A 17,824-nucleotide genomic window follows, 5' to 3' on the forward strand; every position below is an offset into this window, starting at 1 on the left:
TCACTATACTCTATTATCATCTTCGCTTACGAAGGAATCACGTACTCTGTTCCAAAAAGGAAATGGTTTAAATCTGGCAAAACGAACCCGTTCCTCAGCAACACGACATTGAATTGATTTTACATTTGTATAATTCGTTGTAAAATGATCAATTGCAATTAAAAAGCTCCGATTTACGACAGGCTTTAGGAGACATGTATGATGCTTTGGTAATATTAATGGCGAACCAATGGTACGAAAAACCCGATTATTAATGGAAGCCATTTCTGTAAGCTGGATCACCTCAAGGGATGGGTGAATAATTCCTCCACCCAAAGCTTTATTATATGCTGTACTTCCGGAAGGTGTGGAAACACATAGTCCATCTCCACGAAATGTTTCGAAATGCTCTCCCTTGATATCCACATCAAATACAACGGACCCATCTGCGGTCTTTATCATCGCCTCATTCAATGCAAGAAAGCGGTCTTCTTTCCCACCTGATTCAGCACGAATGGTTACTTCAAGCAAAGGATATTCTACAACTTGAAAAGGTGTTTTTGCAATCTCAATGATTAATTTTTCCAATTCATCAGGTGTCCAATCTGCGTAAAACCCTAAATGTCCTGTATGAACACCGACAAATGCCGTATGTTCTAATCGATGTACATAGCGGTGAAATGCTTCAAGAAAAGTTCCATCCCCACCTACAGAAATAACAAGATCCGGTGTTTCTTTATCATATACCAAATCAAATTCAGTTAGATATTGTTTCATGGTAGCTTTAATTTTATTCGAACGTTCATCACCTTTTGACACAATTTTAAATTTCACTTAAGAATCAGCTCCTTCACCTCTAAAATAATTTATGTAATCACTTTCTATGGAAAATCCGTTGCGCTTCTTGTACCTCATGCATTATTTTAGACATTTCTTCATCCAATTTAAATGCAGCTTCTGCAGCACGTTGCAGTCTTTTTTCAATTTCTGTTGGAATACTTCCTTTATATTTATAATTAAGGGAATGCTCATTTGTTGCCCAGAAATTCATTGCTAATGTACGTATTTGAATTTCAGCAAGGACTATTTTTATTCCAGCGATCGTTTCCACAGGATATTCAATAATCATATGGTATGACCGATAGCCACTCTCTTTCTTTCTGGCAATATAATCCTTTTCTTCAATTATCTTTAAGTCTTTGCGTGTACGAAGCATGTCAACAATCGTGTAAATATCATCAACGAATTGACAAACCACTCGTACACCGGCAATATCCTGAATATGTTTTTCTATATTTTCTAAAGGGATTTGTTTACTTTCAGCCTTTTCCAAAATACTCGGAATTGGTTTCACCCTGCCCACAATAAACTCAATGGGAGAATGTCTTGAATCGTATTCAAACTGTGATCTAATCCCTTTTAATTTTACTTTCAATTCTTCAACGACCTGTGCATAAGGTGCAAGTATTGCTCCCCAATTCATCGTCAACACCACCTGTATTCATCTAAAAAAGACAATTGAATTCTTCCTTCTTGAACTGGCACTTAGAGTGAATGTTTAAACCACTACTAGAGATGCCAATACCATTTTATCACAATTTTTGTTAATGGCTAATCTTTGCATATTCTATAAGAATTAGCCATAATCAAATGTAACCATTTTTACACTGATAGCGAATTTTTTTATAAACGCTGGTTGAGAGCAAGGATTCGCTACGGAAACACATTTCGCTTTCCGCGGGCGGCTGGTGAGCCTCCTCGTGCTACGCACTCCGGGGTCTCACCTATGCCTTTCCTCCCGCAGGAGTCTTCAATGTGTTTCCTCCGCTAGAATTGCGCTTTAGAACTTTGTTTAAATTTCTTGATTAATTTAAACAAATGCTTGCACATTTGTAGCGGTTGTTTGGAGCGGAGGACCGTTGACTCCTGCGGGAAAAGCACGTGTCTGAAGACCCCGCAGAGTGGGTTTCTCGAGGAGGCTGAAGCCGTGCCCGCGGAAAGCAACGGTCCGCAGCGGAAAACAACTAAGGCATTCGCCTTTAAAGCTTGACAATAAGCCAAGTTTTCTAAGATATGGGGGCTTGTTCCATGACACAGGAAATCGAAATCGAATATAAAAATTTATTAACAAAGGAAGAGTTTAACCGATTATTGTATAATCTTCCTTTTCCTGAATATAGTGAAACACAAACGAACTATTACTTTGAAACAAAAGATTTCACACTAAAAGAAAATGGCTGTGCTTTAAGAATTAGAGAAAAGAATGGAAAATATAAACTGACATTAAAGGAACCTCATCCACAGGGGTTGCTCGAAACACATGATGCTTTAACAAAACAGGAAGCACATTCCTGGATCAATGGAAATATAGTGAAAAAAGAGCATACAACTAAACAACTGACAGAAAAAGGGATTTCACCTGAAAACTTAATCTATTATGGAAGCCTGACGACCGAACGACGTGAAGTGAAATATAACAATGTATTACTCGTTCTGGATTACAGTAAATATAATGGTCATTCCGATTATGAATTGGAGCTTGAAGCACCAACTGAAGCTATTGGCCTGGAAGCATTCAACTCCTTGCTAACGGAGCATCAAATCCATAAAAAAGAAACGCCCAATAAAATAAAGCGTTTTTTTTCAACTATTGAAATATAGGCTGTTTATACTAAAAATTGTACATCCTCTACAAAAAGTCAGATCATTTGCCCAGACCATGTTCCGTTGCTACAATATAATGTACATATTAAATAAATGTAAATGTAGCAGAGAATCAAATAAGGGGATAGATATATGACGCACTCTGGAACAATATTTGAATCGATTGGTGGCTTTGATTCGATAGATAGGCTTGTTACTGCATTTTATAAGCGGGTAGGCCAACATCCAAAGCTTATTCCTATATTTCCCGAAGACTTAACAGAAACAGCTAGGAAACAGCGTTTATTTCTAACACAATTTTTTGGTGGACCCAAACTATATCAAGAAGACCGCGGTCATCCCATGATGAGGAGAAGACATCTGCCCTTTCCAATTACACCCCAGAGACGGGATGCCTGGCTGGAATGCATGGGTGAAGCACTAATTGAAGCAGAAATTGAAGAACCATACCGTACAGCTATATTCGAAAGACTAACCATGACCGCAAACCACATGATGAATACACCAGAATAATAGAAAGGAGAATCGGTGTGAGTTGGAATCAAACTGAGCTAAACAGCTCATCACAAACAAACACATCGGATAAATATAGCTTTTTTGATTTTGTACAAAAACCGATTGAAATTTACGTTTTTATTGACCCTCTTTGCCCCGAATGCTGGTCTCTGGAACCTATTTTAAAAAAGCTTTCTATTGAGTATGGACGATTTTTTACGATACGCCCGATTGTAAGTGGTCATTTAAATACATTAAATAAAGATCAATTTGATAAACCGAAAAAAATCAGAGACATCTGGGAAAAAACTGCGAAAAGAACAGGTATGAGCTGTGATGGTGATTTGTGGGTTGAGAATCCAGTTTCATTGCCATGGCTTGCATCATTAGCTATAAAAGCTGCCGAGCTGCAAGGTAAAAAAGCCGGTAGAGTTTTTTTACGTAAAGTGCAGGAAAATGTCTTCCTGAATAAACAAAATATTTCTGACGAACAGGTACTCATTGATTGCGCAACTGAAGCAAATCTCGATATAGTCGAATTTAAAAGCGACCTATACTCTGATTCAGCTAAAAAAGCTTTTCAATGTGATTTGAAATTGACACATGAAATGGAAGTAGACTATATCCCAACGATCGTGTTTTTTAATCAGCTGGTAGAAGAACAGGGTATTAAAATTTCCGGATTATATCCATATGAAATTTACGTTCATATTTTACAGGAGATCCTTCAAAAAAGTCCAATCCCTTCTGAAAAGCCGCCATTGGAAGACTTTCTGGCTTTTTACAAAGTTGTTGGTGGCAAAGAGGTTTCTGTAGTATATGACTGGACAATGGCCAAAACAGAAAAAGAAATGAAGAAACTGCAATTAAAACAAAAAGTACAAAGGGTTCCGGTTAAATATGGATCGTTTTGGAAATATAATATATAACTTTCAGACAAAAATAAAGGATATACGGGGCAGCGTATATCCTTTAATCTCTCTTTGTATAAAACAAAGGGGGATGGGAGAAAGTTTCATGTTCAAACAAAGGGGTTTTGTTTGTTTCATTTATCTTACATTCTTAATATACCAAGTTTCTATTTTAGAATCAATAAGTATGTGCATTCCTTCACAGAAATGTCACTTCTACTTCACAAATAGTTAACATATACTCTAACATCCACCCTAACGAAAGGTGTGAATAAGTATGAAAGAAGGCCATCTCCCCTTTCTTTTTCTTTTCCTAACCGTCTTTGCTTTCTTTTTGAATGTTCTTGGACTAATGTCACTTATTCCGCTATATTTCACGCTGCCATTATTATTTATTTCGATCTATTTAACCATCTATTCCTTCACACATAGACGCGTATACCGCGGTAGAATGAGATAAAACAGGATGATCTGTGTGATCATCCTGTTTTATTTTTGTTTTTATTTCAAAAGCAGTTCTTCCATTTCATTCAATTTACTTTCAAATACATCTAATGCATCCAAAATTGGTTGTTTGGAGGTCATATCCACCCCTGCTTTTTTCAGAACCTCAATTGGATAATCACTGCTTCCCGCTTTTAGGAAGTCAAGATACCGCTCCACAGCCCCGTCCGTTCCATCAAGGATTTCCTTGGCAAGTGCTGTTGCTGCTGAATATCCTGTAGCGTATTGATATACATAGTAATTGTAGTAAAAGTGTGGAATTCTCGCCCACTCTAGACCGATTTCCTCGTCTGAGACAACGTCATCACCAAAGTACTTTTTATTTAAATCATAATAAAGTTCGGTAAGTTTATCTGCTGTTAATGCTTCACCATTTTGCAATCTTACATGAATATCATGTTCGAATTCAGCAAACATAGTCTGACGGAATACAGTTCCGCGGAAACCTTCCAGAAAATGATTTAACAAGTACAGCTTTTGTTTTTCGTCATCCAGATTTTTTAACATATAATCATTTAATAATGCTTCATTCGTTGTTGACGCAACCTCTGCCACAAAGATAGAATAATTACCATAGCGAAATGGCTGTGATTTTCTTGTATAATAACTATGCACTGAATGGCCCAGCTCATGTGCCAGTGTAAATGTATCATTTACATTACTCTGCCAGTTTAATAAAATATATGGATTTGTACCATATGCACCGGAAGAATATGCTCCACTGCGCTTCCCTTTATTTTCTTCCACATCTATCCAGCGATTTTGAAAGCCTTCTTTTAGAATATCGACATATTCACTACCAAGTGGTTCTAAACCAGCAAGCACATATTCTTTAGCTTTATCATATGGGATCTCCATGTCCACGTCTTTTACAAGTGGTGTGAACAAATCATACATATGCAATTCTTCAAGCCCTAATACTTTTTTGCGTAATTTTGTGTAGCGATGAAGCACTGGTAATTTTTCATTTACTGCTTCAACTAAATTATCATACACTTGCTCGGGAATGTTATTATTATCCAGTGCCGCCTGTCTTGCAGTTTCATAATTGCGGATCTTTGCATTGAAGTTATCTGATTTAACATTTCCACTTAATGTCGATGCGAATGTATTTTTAAATTTTCCATACGTATCATACATTCCTTTGAACGCTTCTTCACGAACACGGCGATCTTTGGATTCCAGGAATTTGATATACCTTCCATGTGTTAGATCTACTTTTTCCCCATCTTCATTTTTAATTTCAGGAAATGTTAAATCAGCATTATTAAGCATCCCAAATGTTTGTGCTGGATTGGATAAGGTTTCTGAAGCCTCTGCTAACAATACTTCTTCTTTTTGGCTTAATACATGTGGACGCTGACGTGTAATTTCATCCAATGTTTTTTTGTACAATTGTAATTCCTCTTTTTCTTCAAGGAATCCATTTAGTTTAGCCTCGTCCATTGCAAGGATTTCCGGTACGATAAAGCTCATTGAACTTGATGCCTGTGTCAGTACATTTTCAGCTTGAGCATTTAAGCTTTGGTAAAAAGAATTTGTTGTATCCTGATCATAACGCATATGCGAATATGTATACAGCCTGCCCAAGCGTTCGGAAATTTCATCCTGCAGCTTCAATAATTCATACAGGTTTTGTGCGGAATCCGCCAGTTTCCCCTGATATTTTTCGACCTCGGGAATATCTGCTTGTAATTTTTTAAATTCTTTCTGCCATGCTTCATCTGTTTCAAAAATATCTTCCAATCTCCATGTTGACTCTTCCGGTATTTCACTACGCTTCTGTAATTCTTTTGTCGCTTTTGCCACTATAATTCCTCCTTTTATCTCTATACCATTAATAATTCTAGATTTTTTATTAAATTCCTTTAAAAACCCCTATTTATTTAGTATAACGAATTATCATCATATCATGCTTGTATTTTGTCCGGATGATTTGCAAGTGCATTCATTAAGTCATTATCGCCCTGTAATGACTCTTCAATACTCTTATAAAATTGTAAGGAATTTTTCTTTTGATAATGAGAAGGAGACAGTTTTTTAACGATATTTAAATGCGTGAGTAGTTGAAGGTAGTTTTCAATTGGATTATCTTCAGAAGGAATCAGCGGGAAGTCTCGCGGCTGTTGTATATGTTTCCTTAAATGATACTTAATTGATCTCTGGGAAAGTGTCTGTCCGGTTGCAAGCCTATCTAAAACATCCAAACATAGTCGGCTTTGCCAATTCCATGCTGGCGTTTTCATCAGATAACCTGAAGCTACAGGAAGGTAAATAATTGAAGGCAGATATTCCAGGTGGGTTCCTTTCAAATACAACCACTGATGCCAGGCCAGTTCATTACCATAAAGATTCTTTCTCGTTTTTAAACGGAACTGCCTTTTTTCGTTTTTCCACAATTGATTCAGTTGATTTGGGGAGAATGAATTCTGGATAAAAACATCCGGAAAGCTTATGTTGTTTAATTTAGTTGAAGTGATTTTTCCGATGGCCTGTCCTGTACTTGTTAAATAAATATCCTGAATGATAATAAATTGTAGTGTCTGTGGGCAGAAGTAAAATAATGTTAGTGGAAGTCCAGATGAGAATTGGTGGATAAATTGAAGTGTGAACTGATCTAATCTAAAATGATTTCCAGTCTGACGATTGAAGCGTTTGGCCCCGAGGATCCATATTGGTGTTATACCAGCCCTTTTATAGCCTTCATTTCGTTGTTTTATCTGTTCGGCCGGTGTGCGTGCACATTGGTATTCCATCGCAATCCGTTTATTATTGATTGTCAGCAACAAATCCGGACGTTGATTGATCTCCTTAAGATGTGCTTCCAGCTGTACATTTATATTTTGGCTCTTTAACCATTGATATAGCATGAGCTTCCCTTGCTCGTGGTAGGGTCCCTCTCCTCCCTCGTTTGAAGGACAATGGATTTTGGACATGTGTGCAAAATGTGGTACCATTTTTGACCCAGCTTTCATGATTACTTCATGATTGCAGGTAGGACAGTAAAATTTCCATTTCTGCTGTTTCATTTGTTCAATTTCTTTTCTATTAAATGTGGCAAGCGTTACTAGCTTTCCTTCCTTTAATTTTGCTTGCAGCATGAGACCACCTCCTGAATATACACTATTCGACAAAGATCATCATAATCCTGCTATAAAATTAAAGATTTTAATATATGGGAAACTTTTTTGCAAAAAAATAGACACTCTTTTATAGGAGTGCCTAAACCTGAACTGGAAAATAAGTTCTGATCTGAGAAAATGTATTTGTTTCAAAGACCTTTTTCCCATATTCCTCCAGCAAATGAATGGTCATATCTGTGTCCTCAGCAAATTCAAATACCTGACTGATAATGTTTTCCTGTAGATGATCATCAAGCGAATCCTGTGAAAATTCCATATACAAGTAATATTTATCATTATAATGGTATAGCGTTTCTTCTGCATTTTCAATATAGTTATCAAAGTAATGACTTAACTGAATGACATCTTCGAATTCTTTAAAGCTTACAATGATCCACAGATTCTCTTCTTCAAGGGAAGATTCTTCATCCTCACCCTCTTCGGATTTCCCAAATTTATCATCTAGAATATTTTCTATTTTTTTATCGACTGGAAAATCAACAATGTTCCCGTCCTCTGTCTGAAGTTCAAGGTTTTCTCCATTCTTAGATACATGTGCTTTTGTGACAATGATCTCTAATCCCTTTTCCATTGCTTGAACCTGAATCCATAATGGCCCCTCAACATTGAAGTCTTCCTTATAATTTACTTCGTCCATCATCTGCCAGAATAATTGCTCGCTTCGTTCGCGGTTATACCAAATTTCTTCACGTTCAAACCCACGATCCTCAATGTCAATATAGGAAATATAAAATTTAACCGTATTCTCATTTATTCTTTCTATTTCCATTTTAATTTCTCTCCTTTCCATAAAATAGTCAGGTAGAAGAGATCGCTTCACCTTAATCTATATTTTAATATTTATTTCTTATTTACCATTCAATACCCTGTATTCTATTTCCCTAACCATTCATTTATCCATGCACACCGTCCCTAATTGATATTTTAGGACAGCGCCTGAGAATGTCTATTACCATTGTATGATAATGTGATGTGTTTTGGAAATTTATATGCCTATATTTTGAAACTTATTTTATAAAGTTTATTTCCCTTTTTTGAACACGCAGTTATACAGAATTATCTTGAATTGTTAGTATCATATTCTAACCCATTTCTGCCTATTTGTCACTAAAAAAATTGAAAACGCAGATCCACAAAAGTGATCTGCGTTTCATTATAATATTTCTTTATCTAACTTAGTTAACCATTCTTTGAGCTTCCCGTAGTTGAAAGGTACGTACTGTTCTTGGTAGGAACCTCCGAATCTCATCCTCGTTGTAACCCACTTGCAGCCGTTTTTCATCTAAAATAATTGGTCTTCTCAAGAGACCAGGATTTTTTTGGATCAAATTGAATAGGTTTTTCATTGGTAATTGTTCAATATTGACATCCAATTTTTGAAAGACTTTTGAGCGTGTTGAGATGATCTCATCAGTTCCATCTTCCGTCATACGCAATATTTCTTTGATCTCATCCAGTGTTAATGGCTCTGAGAATATATTACGCTCTTTAAACGGTATATCATGTTCTTCCAACCATGCTTTTGCTTTTCTACAAGATGTACAACTTGGTGAGGTATAAAGTGTTACCATAAAACTTCACTCCCCGTTCTAAAATGGGTATTTTCATAAACACTGAATTACTTATTAGATTAAAATAAGTTTAATTAACCCTATATGTAAATTATACTACAATTGTCAAGTAAAAGGTAGGGGGTATCCAAGAAAAATACAGGGTACATTCAAATGTTCACAAATTTTTCATGTACTTGTAAGATACCCCATTCCATTTTCAATTAAACATATAAACTGAAAATACTTTAATAAATTTTAAAAACGTTTACCTGTCCATTCTTATAACAGAATACTAAAACAAGTCTTTTGAAATTATGAAATAGACTCATTTTATTTATACTTACGCTTTTTCCTGTGAATTTAAGCTTTCCAGAATATCCTGTGTATCACGATCTTCATCATAATTTAAAACCTCATCGACTGTTTGATACGCTTGACCATAAATTTCTTTATCTTTATATGTATGAATATCCTCATACATCCTTTTCATTTGCTCAAAAATCATTTCTTCTGATTCATCACTTGGAGACCAATATAATATTTCCAGTGGCGTTTCTTCATTTGTTGCTAATGAACGTCGGTTATATCCAATAGATTGTGCGTGAGTAAATCCTTCTCTGTGGTAAAAGTGAAGACGCTTTTCAGTATCTGTATCATCGTAATCAACCGGCTCCACTTCCAGAATAATAGGCTTATTTTTCTTTTTAAGTTTTTCAATTAATTGATGCCCTATTCCCTGGCCTCTTGTTTCAGTGGAAACCCATACATAATCGATAAAAATAAATCTATCAAATTCAGCATACATCATTACATGCTGGGGGCTTTCATCCTTGTAATATACATCCCCCTTTTCATCTAAAAGCATTTCCATATGCTCCTTTGATTTCATTTCTTCTACTGGAAAGTATTTTTTTAACTTTTCATACCAATTCATTGATCTACTCCTTAAGTTTTAGTCTTTTTTAGTATAACGGAAAAAAGGTGGTTTGTTAAATGCTCATGGAAAAACAAGCTATTATTAGTATGTAATTCTTTTTAAATTTTATGTCCGGGTCTTTTGATGGATGATGTAGCTCCCTGGCTGACGTTCCGGCTCTCGGGCTTATGTTCCAGCTTTCGAGCTGATGTTTCGCCTCAGGCTGATGTTAATCCAATGGATATGCTAATTTTGATCAAACATAAAATCAGGGATACAAATTCCATAACTATTTGCTTCCCTGATTCATGTATTATTATTTATTGTTTCACCTTACAGCAACCCACTGCTGGCGGATTTACTCCAGGCCGATTTTATAATCAACATTTTTCGTATAAGTATTTCCTGCATTCCATAATAAAAATTCATAAATATCGTTTTCATATAGTGCCTTTATTTGAGCTTCTACCTCAGCTTTTCCGTATTGTTTTGTAGCCCCACTGTATAACCATGGTGCTTCAAAATCCTGAATCCATGGTCTTGAAACCGGTGGCTCTTCCAGTGCACCCAATACTTCATTTTCTACTTTGGCATATTCTGTTACAAGTTTATAAGGCTCCATATCAGGCTTTTTAATCCCAAAATAGGATGTCCAGTGACTTGGATATATCATCGATGAAATAACATCTACATTATTTGAGATCCTCGAAAAGTTCTGCCCGATACCTGGTGTCTCTTCAATAGTTGCTGCGTAACCAAATATATCAACTGCTACATCAACATCGTAATATTCCAATTCTTCTTTGGCATATGCGACAAAATCTGTAACAGCTTCAACACGTTTTTTTATGTTGTTGAGCTCAGAGTCTTCATAATCACCAAGGGAATATTGAAGCTCCGAATCGTAGCTTTCAAATCCTTCCGGAAATCTAACATAATCAAACTGAATTTCCTGGAATCCCATTTCTGCAGCCATCTTCGCAATTTCCACATTATACTCCCAAACTTCTTTTTGGAATGGACTTACAAATGCCTCTCCTTTATTGTTTACCCAGACCTCACCATTTTTAGTAAAAGATAAATCGGGTCGTTTTTTTGCAAGTACCGAATCCTTAAAAACTACTATTCTGGCAATGGGATAGATTCCCTTTTCTTCAAGAACCTGCATCATGCTTTCCGGATCACTTATAAAATTCTTAGCGATATCCTCATAGGGTGATCCCTCTTTCGGTTTAAACGTTAAATTACCATGATCCTCTTTAATATCGATGACCATCGCATTTAAATCAGAGTTTTCAACAAGATCAAGCAGTGTTTCAAAACGACTGCCACCTGCTGAATTACCCGTCACATAAATCCCTCTGACCGCATCAGGATATTCAAAATTGTAGCCTGAATCATATGTAAAACGTTTCATATGCTTATCTGTATCAATTAATTTTAAACTCGTTTGTCTTTCTTTATGTACGCTTGCTTGAAGTGTTTCTTCTCCACTACTTGTTATAGGTATTAAAAAACAGAGCAGTAGAACGCTTATAACTGTAAAAATTCTATGCTGGCTTCTCCTCATATACTATCATTCTCCTAAATTTACTTTAAATCTAGTATATATGAAAAAGATAGATAAATGAATGGGTAAAATTAGATATTTTGTCGAATTTTTTTATAGTTCGGCAAAGAATGGAAATAAAAGGATAATACATAAAAATATATCTAATATTTCATAATTTAATTGGCTTTTTTTTCTAATCCGCCTATTCACTATTAGTTATTAAGAATTGATCTAATGATATGAATCGAATCCCATTCACCGCCAGAAAGAAATGTAATCGGATATTTCTTTTTAAAAACCTTTTCCTTAATTTCATGTTCATTATATCCTTGCTTTTGCAGTAAGCATATATTTTCCTGCAGTTCTTTCAAATAATCAAGCTTCCTTGTTAGCGCTTGACGCCCATCCTTCACATATCCCGCATGGCAACAAAATAACTCACCAAAATCATATGTCAGCACATTTTCTATTGAATTGATGATAGAAGGTATATTTTCTTCACGTAATACAACTTTCGTTTTGGGATGTACATATAAGTCTCCTGAAAACAACTGTCCTGTTTCCCGATTCAAAAATGATAGATGATCCTTTGCATGTCCCGGGGTATTGATTACATCCCACGTTGCATTTCGGGAAGTAAATGTGTTGCCAATCGGCTCCGCTTGAAAGGGAACTCTTTTTCCCCAAAATAATTGTCGATACAACGGATAATCCGCTTCTTGCGAACATTCTCCTATTGTCATTTCATTCATATAAATAGGTAATTTATATTCATTTTGTAAAAACGCTGCCCCTCCAGTATGATCCTCATGGAAATGTGTAATCATAACTTTGTCTACATCTGCCTGTGCAAAAAATGGACTAAATTCCTTTAGCAATGATTTTGAACCAGTATCAATTAAAACACCGTCAGTCTCAAAGCTGCAGACATTTAACTTCACATTCTTTAATGTTACCGTTCCATTTATGAATCGTACATTACTCATCTCACCTATTAAAGATTTCCTTTTTAGAAACATACATCCTTCCCCTTCCCACCCTTATCATATATACAGAATAGCATAAAATGAATGATTATTCATTTTTAATAAATAAATATGTAGATCTACTGTTTAGCGAAATATGTTCAGTCCTTTTCCACTCCTTACATACAAAAAACACAAGAATTCTCTGGGAGATCTTGTGCTTAAGTTCGGTTGGTATAACTACTATTTTTCAGAATCACAGAAAGACGCTACAACTGCCGCCATTGCCTTTGCACTTATAATAAGGCTTTTTTCATTAATATCAAATTTGGGATGATGATGCGGATACCATTTCCTATCCTCGGGCATTGCACCTACATAGAAAAAGCAGCCTGGCTTTTCTTTAAGATAATAAGCGAAATCCTCAGATGGTGGCAATGGCACTGTTTCCTCGACAGCATCTACTTCCGGAATAGAGGCTTGCTCCAAAGCCTTTTGGACTTGTTCTGTCACTCCCGGGTCATTATATAGTACTGGATAGTCATTCTTATATTCAAGGATCGTTTCGACACCATAGGAAGCTTCTAATCCTTTGGCAAACTCACGAACCTGTTCCTCCACAATATCACGAGATTCATGTGACATCGTTCGCACATCCCCTTCAAGTGTTACGGCATCCTTGATGACATTAAATTGTCCCTTTCCATCAAAGGAACCAATTGTTACAACAGCAGTTTCAAAGGGATCGATTCTGCGGCTTACAATCGTTTGACAGTTCATAACAAATGAACTTGCTGCGACAATGGCGTCATTTGCCATATGTGGTGAGGAACCATGTCCGCCTTTCCCTTGAATTTTCAGATTAAAGTAAGATCTTCCGGTTTGAGTATTTCCACTTCTGTAATATACCTTTCCTGTGTCCATCATCGACATGACATGAATCCCAAACACGGCATCCACTCCGTCTAAAACGCCTGCTTTAATCATACCGATGGCTCCACCTGGAGGCATTTCCTCAGCTGGTTGATGAATGACTTTAATCGTCCCCGTTAATTGTTTCTTTACCTCCGCTAACGTTTCAGCCAAGATCAACATGTATGCGGTGTGCCCGTCATGTCCACACGCATGCATCACACCTTCATTTTTAGAAGCGAATGGAAGGTCTGTTTCCTCTTTGATTGGCAATGCATCAAAATCTGCCCGAATTGCAATGGTTTTACCTGGGTTTGCACCTTTTATTGTAACAACGATCCCTCTTTGCCCATCAAAATCTGTTTCCATTGAATCCACTGGTAAATCTTTATAAAATGCTTCGATGTAAGCAGCGGTCTTTTCCTCCTGAAACGAAACTTCCGGATTTTCATGAAGGTATCGCCGTATTTCTATGATACGATCCTTCTTTGCATCTAATTTTTCCAATAGTTCTGTGAGTAACACAGGATAACCTCCTTTATCTGACTTTACCCTTATGTCTTTAAAACAATGCTTTCAATATCTGTTACTTATGCCCGAATGATTTGGAATTATTAGGGTTAGGGTGAAAAGCAGCAACTGAATTAATATTATGTGTAATTCTTACTGTAAAATCCCGGTCAATCTTGAAAAATATACATTAAATCAACGCTGAAATCATCCAGAAATTTCGATGTTATATCTCCTGTATCTGTTTTCATAGGGATTAATAGAATCACAATAATAAATACATTGTTTAATGAGCTTTCCATTTCATAAACCCCCGAAGCTAATTTTTTCTTTTCATTTTAAAAATTCTCTTCCAACACTAATCTAACATCACCAAAGCAAAAAAGTATATGTAACTGACCATAAAGTCTATAATAGTAAAGTTGTAATTTTCATCTAGGAGAGAATAAAAAAATATGTTAAAAGCTTATACGTGGCTCACTTTTTGTGTGTTAGTATGGGGCAGTAATTTTGTGTTCGGAAAAATTTTATTGCAGGATTTCTCGCCCTCTCTATTAACATCACTCAGGCTTTTCTTTATTGTGTTATTTTTAATTGGAATAGCCTCATATAAAAAACATTTTAAACGTTTAAATAAAACAGATTTACTTGCTATTACTTTTCTTGGGATTGTTGGTGTATTTATCAATCAATGGACTTTTTTTGTGGGATTAGAAACCGCTGATCCAACAACATCTGCATTAATTCTGGCAACAACTCCTATTTTAACTGGCTTTTTGGCAGCCATTTTCTTAAAGGAAAAATTGACGATTCGCATGTTGCTGGGGTCTGTTGTTGCGATAGTGGGCATTTATTTTGTTGTAGCTAAAGGGAGCTTGTCCTCTTTAAGTATTGATAAAGGTTTGTTATGGATTGTTGTTACGATGATAACATTCGCCATCATGATTATTATGACAAGGGTGCTTTCACGTAAAGTTGATCCACTTACAATTACCTTATATTCGAATATTGTTGGCTTTATTGTTTCAATTCCGTTTGTTTTTGTAGCAGACAATCCAATACGGGTAAGTATGAATATTCCCGATTGGGCTTTTCTAATTGGAACAGCAATTGTTGTACACGGTATCGCTACACTTATTTGGAATAACAATATTCGGCATGTCAATGCTTCGAATGCATCAATATTATCTAATTTAGAACCTTTTGTAGCTATGATTATGGGACTAATTTTATTGTACAAGCCGATTACAAGTGTAGAGATAATAGGTTCCTTATTTATTGTGGGAGGCGTCATACTTTCAACATATCAACGAAAAGAATTATACAACCAATAGGTAATTGATAATGGTAAAGTGAGATCCAGATGACAACGAAACGATCAAAATCAGAATTGGAATCGTAACAATTTGTGGAATATAAAAAAACATTTACTAAATCCACTAACCATTTCCCTATGATTGCAATGACGAAAATAACTTTCTAGATTTCATTATCTAATTTTATTTCCATCAATGTAGAAATTTCCTGAAAGCCAAGCTTTTGATAAAGATGTTTTATATGGTTTCCTGAAAAAACATTTAATTGGACTTTTGTATACCCCTCCTCTTTCAAAAGCTTAAGTGCTTCTTTAAAAAGTATTTCTGCTAACCCTTGTCTGCGATAGTTTGGCAGTACATAGATTTCTGGAATGATCCCGACAGTATCATCTGTATAATAGTCAATCGTACTTGTGACAGCAATCCAGCCCTTTATAACATTTTTTTCAATATAGACAAGATAATAGCCAGCAGATAAAAACGAGAACACCATTTGATGTGCTTTTTCCTGTGTTGGAATAACATAACCCATGCTTGCTTCTTTTAATACATCTATTGAATAATCCAATATTTCTTGTGTTTCATGATAAGTAGCTTTTCTAATAGTCATTCTTTTACACCCCCCTTCAAAAACGACTCTGAACCATTCTACACACAGCATCTAAAAACTCTATAACCTTTTTCTTGCTTTATCCACCATTATTTTATTGTAATCCAATGATGTAACATGACATGGGTAGGTTTCTGCAATATATGCGCTTGTTTGACCAGTACCACAACCGGCATCAAGAACCCGCTTCTCTTCATTTATATCTTCCTGTGATAATATTCTTTTCGTTAATTGAAGCCCCCCTGGATGGGCACCCCCAACACCAAATAATGCTAAACAATCGAGATATGTGTTATTCAAGCTTAGTCCCGCTCCTTTCAAGTGTAATAATTACATATACAATATGATGGCTGAAAGAATTCGGTTACCTTATTAGTATGTAGGATTTAGGAAGGTAACGTTTAATTGCAAGATACATATTTTATGTAAAAGATGTGTAATAAGGAGTATTGCTATGAGTGTAATTAGAACAGATAAATGGTTACTGGATTTGTATGACAGGCCGGTTGAATTGTGCGAAAAGCTAACGGCATACTTTGAAGATGTATATGCGCCCGAAATCTATAATCATTTAATTTCCCATGGTATGTATCGTTACCCCTTAAAGAATGGGAAAGAATTCGTGCGACAATTGCAGGATAATAAAGTATGGGAACTTGTCCAAAAGGAAAAAAGACAACTTCAAAAATTATGGGAAGGGCCGAGTATTCCAATTTTTATCTTTCCCTCAGATCCCAACAATCGAAAAATGAAACAGGAACATAACGGAAAGTCCGGTCTTGCCTTCAACGATAAACTGTTTTTATTTATTTCAAAGGATAATACAGAAAAGGAAATAAAAGCACTATTTACGCATGAATATAACCACGTTTGTCGTCTAACCAGCTATTCAAAAAAAGAAGAAGATTACGTCTTGCTGGATACAATTATTTTAGAAGGACTGGCTGAAAATGCAGTCCGTGAAAGATTTGGTGAAAAATTTGTTGCTGGCTGGACAACGTATTATTCAGAAGACCAGTTGAAGGAACTATGGAATGGGCTGGTTCTTCCAAATAAAAATACTTTAAAAATGGAACGTAAACATCAGGACATTTTATATGGATTACGTCGCTATCCCAAAATGATAGGGTATTGTATCGGATATTACCTGGTTACAAACTATATGAAAACAAACAAATTAACGTCTAAAGAATTGTTGGAGATTAAATCCGATACGATTGCACAGGTATAAAAGAGAAGAACTATTTCCACTTCCTGAGAGTAACTTGCTTAGGCATAGGAGAGATAAAACAGACGAAAAACTTCGTCTGTTTTACTGTCCTCACGATAGTAATTTTATATCAAATTACCAGAAGAAAAATGGAAGTAAAACTAATCCAGCAATTGCACCCAATGCAAGTCCATATCCGAATCCACCAAATCCATATCCATAGCCGTAACCATAACCAAATCCACCTAAATTTCTATTACGTCCAAATGGTTGTATAAATACCCTGTTGTTGCTAACACGCTGAATAATTCCTCTGTGACATATTCCATCATGGGTTCTTATTTCAACAGCTCTTCCTCTATATTTTTGACAAAGTGCATGATAATGACCAACCGACATTTTTCCACCCCCATATCTAAATAGATATATGACATTGTATGTATTGGCATTAATTGTAGTAAAGGACAAATGCATTAGGGGTTTCGTGGAGATTGAAAATAAGCTTAGGGACAAAAAAATGGAAGCCTAAAGATCCTTAAACATGGGTATCCGTCTAGACAGTATGAATACTTCTACATACGCTA

Annotated in this window: 20 protein-coding genes; 6 read left to right on the top strand and 14 right to left on the bottom strand. The window is 35.8% G+C overall.

Annotation, left to right across the window (positions count from 1 at the left end; genetic code table 11):
• Window positions 1-3: 3 nt before the first annotated feature.
• Complete coding sequence (locus tag CIL05_RS12355) at window positions 4-813, bottom strand: NAD kinase (RefSeq protein WP_095655850.1); 810 nt, start codon at window positions 811-813, stop codon at window positions 4-6.
• A 40-nt stretch (window positions 814-853) separates the two neighbouring features.
• Complete coding sequence (gene yjbM / locus CIL05_RS12360; protein ID WP_095655851.1) at window positions 854-1,462, bottom strand: GTP diphosphokinase; 609 nt, start codon at window positions 1,460-1,462, stop codon at window positions 854-856.
• A 605-nt stretch (window positions 1,463-2,067) separates the two neighbouring features.
• On the opposite strand from yjbM, the gene CIL05_RS12365 reads away from it, so the two are divergent.
• From CIL05_RS12365 to CIL05_RS23060, 4 genes are all read left to right on the top strand, one after another.
• Entirely contained in the window at window positions 2,068-2,640 is a 573-nt protein-coding gene (locus CIL05_RS12365; protein WP_095655852.1) for a CYTH domain-containing protein, read from the top strand.
• Window positions 2,641-2,775: 135 nt separating this feature from the next.
• Entirely contained in the window at window positions 2,776-3,156 is a 381-nt protein-coding gene (locus tag CIL05_RS12370; RefSeq protein ID WP_095655853.1) for a globin domain-containing protein, read from the top strand.
• Between the two features lie 17 nt (window positions 3,157-3,173).
• Window positions 3,174-4,067 carry a ClpXP adapter SpxH family protein gene (locus tag CIL05_RS12375; RefSeq protein ID WP_095655854.1) on the top strand — a complete coding sequence of 298 codons (894 nt, stop codon included), beginning with the start codon at window positions 3,174-3,176 and terminating at the stop codon, window positions 4,065-4,067.
• Between the two features lie 259 nt (window positions 4,068-4,326).
• A complete protein-coding gene (locus CIL05_RS23060) occupies window positions 4,327-4,509 on the top strand; it encodes a hypothetical protein (RefSeq protein ID WP_095655855.1) in 183 nt (60 codons plus the stop codon).
• A 41-nt stretch (window positions 4,510-4,550) separates the two neighbouring features.
• Here the strand turns inward: CIL05_RS23060 and pepF are convergent, their stop codons facing one another.
• From pepF to CIL05_RS22810, 9 genes are all read right to left on the bottom strand, one after another.
• Entirely contained in the window at window positions 4,551-6,362 is a 1,812-nt protein-coding gene (gene pepF / locus CIL05_RS12385) for an oligoendopeptidase F (protein ID WP_095655856.1), read from the bottom strand.
• Between the two features lie 101 nt (window positions 6,363-6,463).
• Complete coding sequence (locus CIL05_RS12390) at window positions 6,464-7,654, bottom strand: competence protein CoiA (RefSeq protein ID WP_095655857.1); 1,191 nt, start codon at window positions 7,652-7,654, stop codon at window positions 6,464-6,466.
• A 121-nt stretch (window positions 7,655-7,775) separates the two neighbouring features.
• Window positions 7,776-8,465, bottom strand: a complete 690-nt coding sequence (mecA, locus tag CIL05_RS12395; RefSeq protein ID WP_095655858.1) for an adaptor protein MecA — start codon at window positions 8,463-8,465, stop codon at window positions 7,776-7,778.
• A gap of 406 nt (window positions 8,466-8,871) precedes the next feature.
• Entirely contained in the window at window positions 8,872-9,267 is a 396-nt protein-coding gene (gene spxA / locus CIL05_RS12400) for a transcriptional regulator SpxA (protein WP_094884347.1), read from the bottom strand.
• Window positions 9,268-9,589: 322 nt separating this feature from the next.
• Window positions 9,590-10,183 (bottom strand): GNAT family N-acetyltransferase, encoded by a 594-nt coding sequence (locus tag CIL05_RS12405; protein ID WP_095655859.1) that lies wholly within the window; start codon window positions 10,181-10,183, stop codon window positions 9,590-9,592.
• A 340-nt stretch (window positions 10,184-10,523) separates the two neighbouring features.
• The gene (locus CIL05_RS12410) at window positions 10,524-11,735 is read right to left on the bottom strand and encodes a putative glycoside hydrolase (RefSeq protein ID WP_095655860.1); all 1,212 of its coding nucleotides are present in this window, start codon (window positions 11,733-11,735) and stop codon (window positions 10,524-10,526) included.
• Between the two features lie 194 nt (window positions 11,736-11,929).
• Complete coding sequence (locus CIL05_RS12415) at window positions 11,930-12,736, bottom strand: MBL fold metallo-hydrolase (protein WP_095655861.1); 807 nt, start codon at window positions 12,734-12,736, stop codon at window positions 11,930-11,932.
• 189 nt (window positions 12,737-12,925) lie between these two features.
• Entirely contained in the window at window positions 12,926-14,119 is a 1,194-nt protein-coding gene (locus tag CIL05_RS12420) for a M20 family metallopeptidase (RefSeq protein WP_095655862.1), read from the bottom strand.
• Between the two features lie 155 nt (window positions 14,120-14,274).
• Window positions 14,275-14,406 carry a hypothetical protein gene (locus CIL05_RS22810; protein ID WP_276245345.1) on the bottom strand — a complete coding sequence of 44 codons (132 nt, stop codon included), beginning with the start codon at window positions 14,404-14,406 and terminating at the stop codon, window positions 14,275-14,277.
• Window positions 14,407-14,559: 153 nt separating this feature from the next.
• On the opposite strand from CIL05_RS22810, the gene CIL05_RS12425 reads away from it, so the two are divergent.
• Window positions 14,560-15,438, top strand: a complete 879-nt coding sequence (locus CIL05_RS12425; RefSeq protein ID WP_095655863.1) for a DMT family transporter — start codon at window positions 14,560-14,562, stop codon at window positions 15,436-15,438.
• Between the two features lie 145 nt (window positions 15,439-15,583).
• Here CIL05_RS12425 and CIL05_RS12430 read toward each other — a convergent pair whose 3' ends face one another.
• Together CIL05_RS12430 and CIL05_RS12435 are read right to left on the bottom strand one after the other, a co-directional pair.
• Complete coding sequence (locus CIL05_RS12430) at window positions 15,584-16,030, bottom strand: GNAT family N-acetyltransferase (RefSeq protein WP_095655864.1); 447 nt, start codon at window positions 16,028-16,030, stop codon at window positions 15,584-15,586.
• A gap of 60 nt (window positions 16,031-16,090) precedes the next feature.
• Window positions 16,091-16,330: a class I SAM-dependent methyltransferase gene (locus tag CIL05_RS12435; protein ID WP_095655865.1), complete on the bottom strand. Its 240-nt coding sequence runs from the start codon at window positions 16,328-16,330 to the stop codon at window positions 16,091-16,093.
• Between the two features lie 154 nt (window positions 16,331-16,484).
• Between CIL05_RS12435 and CIL05_RS12440 the strand changes: the two genes are divergently transcribed.
• Window positions 16,485-17,261: a DUF2268 domain-containing putative Zn-dependent protease gene (locus CIL05_RS12440; RefSeq protein WP_095655866.1), complete on the top strand. Its 777-nt coding sequence runs from the start codon at window positions 16,485-16,487 to the stop codon at window positions 17,259-17,261.
• 114 nt (window positions 17,262-17,375) lie between these two features.
• Here the strand turns inward: CIL05_RS12440 and CIL05_RS12445 are convergent, their stop codons facing one another.
• Window positions 17,376-17,639, bottom strand: a complete 264-nt coding sequence (locus CIL05_RS12445; protein WP_095655867.1) for a hypothetical protein — start codon at window positions 17,637-17,639, stop codon at window positions 17,376-17,378.
• Window positions 17,640-17,824 lie beyond the last annotated feature (185 nt).

Source organism: Virgibacillus profundi (assembly GCF_002287375.1).
GTDB lineage: Bacteria > Bacillota > Bacilli > Bacillales > Amphibacillaceae > Virgibacillus_K > Virgibacillus_K profundi.